Here is an 11726-nt window from a genome sequence, read left to right as displayed (position 1 = left end):
TGCCATCATCCGACGCAGCGCCCCTATTTGCTGTGACTCAAGACAAGAAGTTCTGGGAAATTTTCTTCATGCGTTCGTACTTGTTCAAAGCCTTACCCTTCGCCCTTGCCGCCAGTTTCGTCCAAGCACAAAGCCTTCCAGAAGCCATGCAGCAGGCGCTGGATGTCCATCCGGAAATCCAGGCTGCGGTGAATAGTCGATTGGCCGCGGATTATCAGTTAAAGGCCGCCAAAGGTGGATACCTGCCACGGGTCGATCTGCTGGGCGGTTACGGTCGCGAAGGCACCGATAACGTCACCACCCGCGCCGACACCGGCAGCAATCATTGGGAAACCCTGAACCGCAGCGAGTCGAGTCTGCGTCTGTCGCAAATGGTTTTTGACGGTTTTGCGACGTCCAGCGAAGTGGGGCGTCAACAAGCCACCGTTAATTCGCGTGCCTATTCCTTGCTGGGGACTTCCGAGCGCACCGCGCTGACCGTGGCCCAGGTTTACCTCGACGTGCTGACCCGCCGCGAATTCGTGCGCCTGGCCGAAGACAACCTGAAGAGCCACGAGCGCATCTTCGACCAGATCAAGTTGCGCACCTCCCGCGGTGTCGGCAGCGGCGCTGACATGGATCAGGCCGAAGCCCGTATGGCCCAGGCCCGCAACAACCTGATCACCGAACAGACCAACCTGGCCGACGCCGAGACCAACTTCCTCAGCGCCGTCGGCCAGATGCCCGATCAGCTTGAGCGTCCTGCACCGTTCCTGGCGCTGCTGCCGGCCAACCTGAATGAAGCCCGCTCGCAGATGCTGGAAAACAGCCCGATCCTGCGCTCTGCCGAATCCGATATTTCCGCGGCGGAAAAACAGTACGAAGCCGCCAAGTCGTCGTTCTACCCGCGTTTCGATGCCGAACTGGGTCGTTCTGCCGACAACGATGTCGATGGCCAGAATGGCCACAGCAACGAATGGCAAGCCATGCTGCGCATGCGCTTCAACCTGTTTGCCGGTGGCAGCAACAAGGCGGATCTGGAGTCCAAGTCGTACCTGTCGAACCAGGCACTGGACATCCGCAACAACGCCCTGCGCGTGTTGAACGAAGAGCTGGGCCTGGCCTGGAACGCCCTCAACAACGCCAACGCCCAAGTGCCGATCGCCCAGCAATATGTCGATCACAGCACCGCGGTGCGTACGGCTTATCAGAAGCAGTTCAGCCTCGGTCAGCGGACCTTGCTCGACTTGCTCGACAGTGAAAACGAGTTGTTCACCGCGTCGCGTCGCCTGGCGGACATTAAAAACACTCAGTTATTTACTCAGTACCGAATCAAGGCGACCATGGGCGAGTTGCTCAAGAGCCAGGGAGTGGTCGCACCGTTGGCATCCGTTGTGCAGAACGACGTGAAGCCAAAGGTTCAATTGCCCGGTATGAATTGAGCAGGACCTTCATTGTTCAATTGTTAGCCAAGAGTGCCGAGCGTGGAATCAGAAGTCAGTCGAGTTCATCTCATTCACGATCCACGCGCGCTGCATGACGATCCGTTACTGGATGGTCTGCTGGCCCTGTGCACGCTGCACCAGAAACCGGCCAGCGCGGCCATGCTCACCACCGGCCTGCCGCTGCCCAAGCAACGCCTGAGCATCGAGTTGCTGCCCCGCGCGGCGGCTCGCGCCGGTCTGCAAGGCCGGGTGCTGCAACGCAAGCTGGAAGATATTCCGGCGATTGCGATGCCGGCGCTGTTGTTGCTCAAGGACGGTCGCAGTGCGGTGCTGCTCGGCTGGCACGGTGACGACCAGGCTCGCGTGTTGCTCAGTGAAACCGATGGCGGCGAAAGCGTGGTCAGCCGTGAACTGCTGGCCGACGACTACATTGGCAAAGTCTTCTTCGCCCAACCGCAACATAAATTTGACGTTAACCACGGCACGCTGATTCCGCGTGCACGTTCGTGGTTCCGCGACACCCTCAAGCGTTCGCGCTGGCTGTACGCCGACGCCATCGCCGCCAGTTTCCTGATCAACATCATCGCCATGGCCGCGCCGCTGTTCGTGATGAACGTCTATGACCGCGTGGTGCCGAACCAGGCCGAATCGACCCTGTGGGTGCTGGCGATCGGCATCACCGGCGCCTACCTGTTCGACCTGATCCTTAAAAGCCTGCGCAGTCTGTGCCTGGACCTGGCCGGCAAGAAAACCGACCTGATCATCTCGGCGACGCTGTTCGAGCGCATCGTCGGCATGGCCATGAAGTACCGCCCGGCCCGGGTCGGCAGCTTCGCCCAGAACATTCACGAGTTTCAGAGCCTGCGCGACTTCCTCGCCTCGCTGACCCTGACCAGCCTGATCGACCTGCCGTTTACCCTGTTGATCTTCATGGTCATCGCGATTCTCGGCGGCCATCTGGTTTGGATTCCGGTGCTGGCGTTCCCGATAGCGCTGCTGATCGGCTACGCCTTGCAGAAGCCGCTGGTAGCGACCATGGAACGCACCATGGCCCTCGCCGCCGAGCGCCAGTCGAGCCTGATCGAAACCCTCGCCGGCCTCGACGCGGTGAAGGTCAACAATGCCGAAAGCGAACGCCAGTACCAGTGGGAACAGACCATCGGCACCCTCAGCCGCCTCGAACTGCGGGTGAAAATGCTCTCCGGCCTGGCGATGAACATCACCTTGCTGATCCAGCAACTGGCCGGGGTGATCATGATCGTCTTCGGCGTGTACCAGATCATCGACGGTCACCTGAGCATGGGCGGCCTGATTGCCTGCTACATGCTCAGTGGTCGCGCGCTGAGCCCGCTGGCCTCGTTGTCCGGCCTGTTGACCCGTTACCAGCAAGCGCGGGTGACCATGGTTTCGGTGGACCAGATGATGGAGTTGCCGCAAGAGCGCAACTTCGAAGAACGTCCGCTGAGCCGCAAGGTCCTGCAAGGCGCCATCGAATGCCGTCAGCTGAACTTCACCTACCCGAACCAGCAGAACCCGGCGCTGAAGAACATCAACCTGATCATCAAGCCCGGCGAGAAAATCGGCATCATCGGTCGCAGCGGCTCGGGTAAAAGCTCCCTGGCCAAACTGCTGGTGGGCCTCTATCAGCCGGACGACGGCGCCTTGCTGGTGGATGGCGTTGATATCCGCCAGATCGACGTCAGCGAACTGCGCCACAACATCGGCTACGTGCCCCAGGACATTCAATTGCTCGCCGGCACCTTGCGCGACAACCTTGTGTCCGGCGCACGCTATGTCGAAGACGAACTGGTGCTGCAAGCCGCCGAACTGGCCGGCGTGCACGAATTTGCTCGTCTGCACCCGCAAGGTTATGAACTGCAAGTCGGCGAGCGCGGGCAGAACCTGTCCGGCGGCCAGCGGCAGAACGTGGCACTCGCGCGTGCGCTGCTGCTCAACCCGCCGATCCTGCTGCTCGACGAACCGACCAGCGCCATGGACAACACTGGCGAAGAACGCCTCAAGCAACGCCTTGCCGCTGTGATTGAAAGCAAAACCGTGGTGCTGGTGACGCACCGGGCATCGCTGCTGTCGTTGGTGGATCGCCTGTTGGTGATCGACCGTGGGCAGATTCTCGCCGATGGGCCGAAAGCCGTTGTGATGGAAGCGTTGAAGAAGGGGCAGATCAGTGTTGCTTAAGTCGGGTGTCAAAGACTCTATCCGCCGCTACTTCAAAGGCTCCGCCTCGCTGCAAGGCCAGCCATTGCCGGAAGTGAACAAAGCGCTGATCGAAGATGCGCCGCGCGTGGTGCGGCTGACCATCTGGGCGATCATCGGCTTCTTCGTGTTCCTGATGCTCTGGGCCAACTTCGCGGTGATCGACGAAGTGACCAAGGGCGACGGCAAGGCGATTCCATCGTCGAAGATCCAGAAAATCCAGAACCTTGAGGGCGGTATCGTCTCCGAACTGTTCGTCAAGGAAGGGCAGATCGTCGAGGCCGGCGCGCCGCTGATTCGTCTGGACGACACGCGGTTCGCCTCCAACGTTGGCGAAACCGAGGCGGATCGCCTGTCGATGTTGCTGCGGGTCGAGCGTTTGAGCGCCGAGGTCGATGACCGTCCGCTGAACTTCCCGGCCGACGTGCTCAAAGCCGTACCGGGCCAGGCGGCCAGCGAAGAGTCGCTGTACACCAGCCGTCGTCAGCAACTGCACGATGAAATCGGTGGCTTGCAGGAACAGTTGATCCAGCGTCAGCAAGAGCTGCGCGAGTTCTCCTCCAAGCAGTCGCAGTACCGCAATGGCCTGGCGTTGCAACGCCAGGAAATCAACATGTCCGAGCCGTTGGTAGCCCAGGGCGCGGTGTCGCCGGTGGAAGTGCTGCGGCTCAAACGCGCCGAAGTGGAAACCCGCGGGCAACTGGACGCGACCACCCTGGCCATTCCGCGCGCCGAGTCGGCGATCAAGGAAGTGCAGCGCAAAATCGACGAAACCCGCGGCAAATTCCGCAGCGAAGCCCTGACCCAACTCAACGAAGCCCGCACCGATTTGAACAAGGCCCAAGCCACCGGCAAAGCGCTGGAAGATCGCGTGAGCCGTACGTTGGTGACATCGCCAGTGCGCGGGATCGTCAACAAACTGCTGGTGAACACCATTGGCGGCGTGATCCAGCCGGGCGTCGACCTGGTGGAAATCGTGCCGTTGGACGACACCTTGCTGGTGGAAGCCAAAGTCCGCCCGCAAGACATCGCCTTCCTGCACCCGGGGCAAGAGGCGACGGTGAAATTCACCGCGTACGACTACACCATCTACGGTGGGCTCAAAGCCAAGCTTGAGCAGATCGGCGCTGACACCATCACCGATGAAGACAAGAAAACCACCTACTACATCATCAAGCTGCGCACTGATCGCAGCCACCTGGGAACGGACGAGAAACCGTTGCTGATCATTCCGGGGATGGTGGCGTCGGTGGACATCATCACGGGGAAGAAGACCGTGCTCAGCTATCTGCTCAAGCCGATCATTCGGGCGCGGGCTGAGGCGTTGCACGAGCGGTAGGCAGATAAACCTTGTGGCGAGGGAGCTTGCTCCCGCTGGGGCGCGAAGCGACCCTAAAAAAAAGGACTGCTGCGCAGTCCAACGGGAGCAAGCTCCCTCGCCACAGGTAGCTCATCGCTAGTTCTGCCATATCGTTATTCACTAACGGTATTTAAATTTCAATTCTTATGACTATAAAGTCACTCTCCTGCGTACCTGCCGACCAATCGGCGCGCCGCACGACACGAACCAACACGGGACCTCCGTGAGTTTCTGATCGACGCGCGCGCCCTTGAGCGTGCCGTGCGTGGGAGTGATTCAAATGTCAGCCGTCTCTACGTCGCAAAGCATCGCACCGCAAACCTTCGACATCCGCCCGTTCAGCGGCGCCGTCGGTGCCGAAATCATCGGCCTGGACCTGTCCCGCCCGATCAATGACCAGGACTTCGCCCGCATCCACCGCGCGCACCTGGATCATCACGTCGTTGTGTTCCGCGACCAGCGCATTACCCCCGAACAGCAAATCGATTTCAGCCGCCGCTTCGGCGTGTTGCAGATCCATGTGCTGAAGCAGTTCCTGCTGACCGGGCACCCGGAAATCCTCATCGTTTCCAACATCATCGAAAACGGCGTCTCCGTCGGCCTCGGTGATGCGGGCAAGTTCTGGCACTCGGACCTTTCCTATAAAGAACTGCCGAGCCTCGGCTCGATGCTGCATGCCCAGGAATTGCCATCCGAAGGCGGCGACACCCTCTTCGCTGACATGCACAAAGCCTGGGACGGCTTGCCCGAGGCGTTGCGTAAAGCCGTTGAAGGTCGCTCCGCCGCGCACTCCTACACCGCGCGCTACAGCGAAACCAAATTCGAAGGCAACTGGCGCCCGACCCTGACCCCGGAGCAGCTCGCCCAGGTCGCCGAAGTCGTGCACCCGATCGTTCGCACCCACCCGGAAAACGGGCGCAAAGCGTTGTTCGTCAGCGAGGGTTTCACCACGCGCATCGCCGGCCTGCCGGAAGATGAGAGCAAACAACTGCTCGACGAGCTCTACGCCCACAGCGTGTTGCCGCAAAACATCTACCGCCATCAGTGGCAGCCCCACGACCTGGTGTTCTGGGACAACCGCTCGCTGATTCACCTTGCCGCCGGTTGCCCCAGCTACCTGCGCCGCAAGCTGTTTCGCACCACCATCCAGGGCGACGCGCCTTTCTGATTTGTCGGAGATCCATCATGTCCAAACGTCTTTCATTGGCACCGCTGGCTGCGGCCATCGGCCTGGGTTTCAGCCTGCTCGCCAGCAGCCTGTTGGCACCGACCGTGGCCCAGGCTGAAGGTGAAATCCGCATCGCCGAGCAGTTCGGCATTGTTTACCTGCTGCTCAACGTGGTCCGCGATCAAAACCTGATCGAGAAGTACGGCAAGCAGGAAGGCATCGACATCAAGGTCGACTGGACTCAGCTCTCGGGCGGCGCGGCGGTCAATGATGCGTTGCTATCCGGTTCCATCGACATTGCCGGCGCCGGCGTCGGTCCGTTGCTGACCATTTGGGATCGCACCCACGGCAAGCAGAACGTCAAAGCCGTCGCTTCGTTGGGTAACTTCCCGTATTACCTGGTGAGCAATAATCCCAAGGTCAAAACCATCGCTGACTTCACCGAAAAGGACCGGATTGCGGTGCCGGCGGTCGGGGTTTCCGTGCAGTCGCGCTTCCTGCAATACGCGGCGGCCAAGCAGTGGGGCGACAAGGAATTCAATCGCCTCGACAAATACACCATCGCCATTCCACACCCGGACGCGACGGCTGCGCTGATTGCTGGCGGCACTGAGCTGACCGGGCATTTCTCCAACCCGCCGTTCCAGGATCAGGCGTTGGAAAACCCTAACGTACATGTGGTGCTCAATACCTATGACCTGCTCGGCCCGAACTCGCCGACGGTGCTATTCGCCACCGAGAAATTCCGCGACGAGAACCCGAAAACCTACAAGGCGTTCGTCGAAGCCCTGACCGAAGCGGCGCAATTCGCGCAGAACGATAAAGGCGCAGCGGCGGACACTTACATCCGCGTGACCAAGGCCAAAATCGACCGTGCGGCGCTGCTGAAAATCATCGACAACCCGCAGTTCGAATTCAGCGTCACGCCGAAAAACACCTACCCGCTGGCGGAATTCCTCTACCGCGTCCGCGCGATCAAAAACAAACCGGATTCGTGGAAGGATTACTTCTTCCAGGACGCCAAACCGCTGCAAGGGAGCTGATCGAGATGAACGCTCCTTTGCAAGGCCACACGGCCAGCAACCCGATCGCGGCAGCCCAGGCGCTGCTGTCGGTCGATCACGTCAGCCTGGAATACCGCACGCCGCAGCGGGTTGTCCGGGCCACCCATCAGGTCAGTTTCGAGGTCGATCCGGCGGACCGCTTTGTCCTGCTCGGCCCGTCCGGGTGCGGCAAATCGACGTTGCTCAAAGCCGTCGCCGGGTTCATTCAGCCTTGCGAGGGTGAGATTCGTCTGCTGGGGCAAACCGTCGACGCACCGGGGCCGGACCGGATCGTGGTGTTCCAGGAATTCGATCAACTGCCGCCGTGGAAAACGGTGAAGCAGAACGTGATGTTTCCACTGCTCGCCTCTAAAACCCTCAAGCGCAAGGACGCCGAGGAGCGAGCGCTGCATTATCTGGACAAGGTCGGGTTGGCGGCGTTTGCCGATGCCTATCCGCATACCCTGTCCGGCGGCATGAAAGCGCGGGTAGCCATTGCTCGGGCGTTGGCGATGCAGCCGAAAATCCTCCTGATGGACGAACCCTTCGCCGCTCTCGACGCGCTGACCCGACGCAAGATGCAGGAAGAATTGCTGCTGCTCTGGGAAGAGGTGCGTTTTACGCTGCTGTTCGTCACCCACTCCATCGAAGAAGCGCTGGTGGTGGGCAATCGCATCCTGCTGCTGTCGCCGCATCCGGGTCGCGTGCGGGCGGAAGTCCACAGTCATCAATACGACTTGCACAGCCTCGGCGGCGTGGCGTTCCAGGAATCGGCGCAGCGGATTCATCGGTTGTTGTTCGATGAAGGTCAATCGCCGGAGACCGAGCGCGAGCTGGATTTCGCCGACATCCGCATCGCTTATTGAGCCATTGAGAGGATTGCCCGATGAGCCAGTTTTCATCTGCGCGTAAAGAGTTCGAAACCGACCTGCAACCGCTGCTCAGCGTGCCCGTGGAGCGTGAACTGCCCCTCGGTCAGCGCCTGTGGCAACAAGGCTGGCTGCGCAAAAGCCTGATCCTGATTTTGCTCGCGGTACTTTGGGAAATCGTCGCCCGCGTCCAGAACAACGACCTGTTGCTGCCAAGCTTCCTGCAAACCAGCAGCGCGCTGTATGACGGCCTGCTCAGCGGCGAATTGCTGGGCAAAGTGTGGATTTCGCTGGTCGTTTTACTGAAGGGTTACCTGATTGGCATCGTCCTGGCCTTTGCCCTCACCACGCTGGCGGTCTCGACGCAGTTCGGTCGCGACCTGCTGAGTACGCTGACCTCGATGTTCAATCCGCTGCCAGCGATTGCACTGTTGCCGCTGGCGTTGCTGTGGTTTGGCCTGGGGCAGAACAGCCTGATTTTTGTGCTGGTGCATTCGGTGCTGTGGGCTTTGGCCCTCAACACCTATGCCGGGTTTCTCGGCGTCTCTGAAACCCTGCGCATGGCCGGGCGCAACTATGGCTTGAAGGGTATGCGTTTCGTGCTGTTCATCCTGATCCCGGCGGCGCTGCCGTCGATTCTGGCGGGGCTGAAAATCGGCTGGGCGTTTGCCTGGCGCACGTTGATTGCGGCTGAGTTGGTGTTTGGGGCCACCAGCGGCAAGGGCGGGTTGGGTTGGTATATTTTTCAGAATCGGAATGAGCTTTATACGGACAAGGTGTTCGCCGGGTTGGCGGTGGTGATTTTGATTGGGCTATTGGTGGAGAACCTGGTGTTCGACACGTTGGAGCGGGTGACGGTAAAGCGCTGGGGGATGCAGCGCTAACCCCCAATCCGTAGGAGCAAAGCTTGCTCGCGATGAACGATAACGCGGTCTACCTGATACACCGCGGCGTCTCAATCGCGAGCAAGCTTTGCTCCTACGGGTAGATTCGCTGCTAGCATTGCGTCTGAATCAATCCTGATCAGCCAAGAGTGCTCAGCATGCAACTCCCGGACATGAACCTGTTGGTCGCCCTCGACGCTTTGCTCGATGAGGGCAGCGTGGTGGGCGCCGCGCGGCGGATGAACCTCAGCCCGGCGGCCATGAGCCGCACCCTGACGCGCATCCGCGAAGCCATCGGCGACCCGATTCTGGTCCGCGCCGGCCGTGGGCTGGTGCCGACCCCCAAGGCGTTGGCACTGCGTGAACAGGTGCGGGACGTGGTTGAGCAAGCGGCGCTGCTGTTCCGCTCGGCGGAAGCGGTGGAACTGAGCACGTTGCGTCGGCGCTTCAGCATCCGCGCCAATGACTTTTTCGTCGGCGTTTACGGCGGCAAGTTGTTCGACACCATGGAGCGTCAGGCCCCGCACTGCGAGCTGCGCTTCGTCCCTGAAGGCGATGGCGACGATGAGGCGCTGCGCGAAGGGCGGATCGACCTGAGCATCAGCAACAATCGCCCGGTGATGCCAGAAGTGAAGATCCAGAACCTGTTTTCCACTCAGTTCGTCGGCCTGGCGCGGGAAGATCATCCGCTGTTCGATGAAGAAATCACCGCTGAGCGCTACGCCGGGTTTGCCCACATCAGCATGTCCCGGCGCGGGATTGCCCGTGGGCCGATCGACACCGCGCTCAACGCCTTGGGGCTGGAGCGCCGCGTGGCGGTGATTGCGCCGAGCTTTCACGCGGCGATGTTTGCCTTGCCTGATTCCGATCTGCTGCTGCCGGTGCCGAAGGAAGCGCTGCTGAGCGTGCGGCGTTTGGGGTTGAAGCTGCGTTCGTTCACGTTGCCGATTCCATTGCCGACGCTGATGCTGACCCAGGCCTGGCATCCGCGGTTCGACAAGGATTCGGCTCATCGCTGGATGCGTGAGACTCTTAAGGCGTGTTGTGATGAGACGTGGTTGGCTGCGCAACCGGTTTGAAGATCAAGAGATGCGATTTTTTGATCTTGTCTTTTGATTGCTGCGTCTGGCGCACTTATAAACTGCCAATAAGTCAATTTTCGTAACGTCCCATCCTCCCTAAAATGCCCCGGTATTCACACACCGGAGCTCGCAGTAAATGACTTCCCTCACGGCCCCGGCCCCTCTCGCCGTGGCCAGCCCTGCCGCCATCACGCCGCCGGTATTCGGTCTGCGGATCATCATCGGTCTGGTGGGCGTGTTGCTGGCGGTGCTGGTGTCCGGCCTGAACGAGATGGTGACCAAAGTCGCCCTGGCCGACATTCGCGGCGCGTTGGCCATCGGCTACGACGAAGGCACCTGGCTGGTCGCCAGCTACACCGCGACCTCGGTGGCAGCGATGGCGTTCGCGCCGTGGTGCTCGGTGACGTTCTCGTTGCGCCGTTTCACCCTCTGCGCCATCGGCCTCTTCACCCTGCTGGGCGTGCTGTGCCCGTTCGCGCCGAACTACGAAAGCCTGTTGCTGATGCGCATCGTCCAGGGCCTTGCCGGCGGGGCGTTGCCGCCGATGCTGATGACCGTCGCCCTGCGTTTCCTGCCGGCCAACGTCAAGCTCTACGGTTTGGCCGGGTATGCCCTGACGGCGACCTTCGGCCCTGGCCTCGGTACGCCATTGGCCGGGTTGTGGACCGAGTACGTCGGTTGGCAATGGACCTTCTGGCAAATCATCGTGCCGTGTTTGATTGCCATGGCGGCAGTGGCTTACGGTTTGCCTCAGGACCCGCTGCGCCTGGAGCGCCTGAAGCAATTCAACTGGCGCGGTTTGCTGCTGGGGTTTCCGGCGATCTGCATGTTGGTGATCGGCATCCTGCAGGGCAATCGGCTGGACTGGTTTGAATCGAGCCTGATCTGCCTTTTGCTTGGCGGCGGGCTGCTGTTGTTGGTGCTGTTTTTGATCAACGAATGGTCGCAGCCGATCCCGTTCTTCAAGTTGCAGATGCTCGGGATTCGCAACCTGTCGTTCGCCTTGATGACCCTGGCCGGCGTTCTGGTGGTGCTGTTGGCGGTGGTGATCATTCCGTCCAGTTACCTGGCGCAAGTCCAGGGTTATCGACCGATCCAGACCGCGCCGATCATGCTGATCGCGGCACTGCCGCAGTTGATCGCGCTGCCGTTGGTGGCGGCGTTGTGCAACTTGCGCTGGGTGGATTGCCGCTGGGTGCTGGGGATCGGTTTGAGCATGCTGGTGCTGTCCTGCCTCGGCGGTTCGCAGCTGACCTCGGTGTGGATTCGTGATGATTTCTACGTCCTTCAACTGCTGCAAATCTTCGGGCAACCCATGGCGGTGTTGCCGCTGTTGATGCTCTCCACCGGCAGCATCACGCCGATGGAAGGGCCGTTCGCCTCGGCCTGGTTCAACACCGTCAAAGGCCTGTCGGCGGTGATCGCCACCGGCATCATCGATGCGCTGACCACCGCACGCCTGCATTTCCACTCGACCATGTTGGTCGACAGCCTCGGCAACTCGCCCCTGGCCGACAGCGACAGCGCCGGCCTTGCCCATCGACTGCATGAGCAGGCCGTGGTGCTGACCGCTTCCGATCTTTATCTGTGCATGGCGGGCGTCGCGGTTGCGCTGATCCTGCTGATTTTCTGGCTGCCGACGCGGATCTTCCCGCCCCGTGCGCCGACTTGAACGCTTCACT

Annotated in this window: 9 protein-coding genes; all 9 read left to right on the top strand. The window is 60.7% G+C overall.

The genetic code is table 11. The annotated features are described in order from the left end of the window. Positions 1-68 precede the first annotated feature (68 nt). The 9 genes from HKK53_RS19840 to HKK53_RS19800 all read left to right on the top strand — a co-directional run bounded on the left by HKK53_RS19840 (position 69) and on the right by HKK53_RS19800 (position 11716). Positions 69-1421 (top strand): TolC family outer membrane protein, encoded by a 1353-nt coding sequence (locus HKK53_RS19840; RefSeq protein ID WP_169372230.1) that lies wholly within the window; start codon positions 69-71, stop codon positions 1419-1421. A 42-nt stretch (positions 1422-1463) separates the two neighbouring features. Beyond that, positions 1464-3620, top strand: a complete 2157-nt coding sequence (locus tag HKK53_RS19835; protein WP_169372229.1) for a type I secretion system permease/ATPase — start codon at positions 1464-1466, stop codon at positions 3618-3620. Next, on the top strand, positions 3610-4977 hold the full coding sequence (locus HKK53_RS19830; RefSeq protein WP_169372228.1) for an HlyD family type I secretion periplasmic adaptor subunit: 1368 nt from the start codon (positions 3610-3612) through the stop codon (positions 4975-4977). Before HKK53_RS19835 ends, HKK53_RS19830 begins: the two co-directional genes overlap by 11 nt. 301 nt (positions 4978-5278) lie before the next feature. Further along, the gene (locus HKK53_RS19825; RefSeq protein WP_169372227.1) at positions 5279-6166 is read left to right on the top strand and encodes a TauD/TfdA dioxygenase family protein; all 888 of its coding nucleotides are present in this window, start codon (positions 5279-5281) and stop codon (positions 6164-6166) included. Between the two features lie 17 nt (positions 6167-6183). Then, positions 6184-7209, top strand: a complete 1026-nt coding sequence (locus tag HKK53_RS19820) for an ABC transporter substrate-binding protein (protein ID WP_169372226.1) — start codon at positions 6184-6186, stop codon at positions 7207-7209. 5 nt (positions 7210-7214) lie between these two features. Further along, the gene (locus tag HKK53_RS19815; protein WP_169372225.1) at positions 7215-8075 is read left to right on the top strand and encodes an ABC transporter ATP-binding protein; all 861 of its coding nucleotides are present in this window, start codon (positions 7215-7217) and stop codon (positions 8073-8075) included. 20 nt (positions 8076-8095) lie between these two features. Continuing rightward, positions 8096-8962 (top strand): ABC transporter permease, encoded by an 867-nt coding sequence (locus HKK53_RS19810; RefSeq protein WP_169372224.1) that lies wholly within the window; start codon positions 8096-8098, stop codon positions 8960-8962. A gap of 158 nt (positions 8963-9120) precedes the next feature. Beyond that, positions 9121-10041 carry a LysR family transcriptional regulator gene (locus HKK53_RS19805; protein ID WP_169372223.1) on the top strand — a complete coding sequence of 307 codons (921 nt, stop codon included), beginning with the start codon at positions 9121-9123 and terminating at the stop codon, positions 10039-10041. 139 nt (positions 10042-10180) lie between these two features. Continuing rightward, a complete protein-coding gene (locus HKK53_RS19800; protein ID WP_169372222.1) occupies positions 10181-11716 on the top strand; it encodes an MFS transporter in 1536 nt (511 codons plus the stop codon). Positions 11717-11726 lie beyond the last annotated feature (10 nt).

The organism is Pseudomonas sp. ADAK7 (assembly GCF_012935675.1).
In the GTDB taxonomy this organism is placed as follows: Bacteria; Pseudomonadota; Gammaproteobacteria; order Pseudomonadales; family Pseudomonadaceae; genus Aquipseudomonas.
This window is presented reverse-complemented; position numbering and strand designations above follow the sequence as displayed.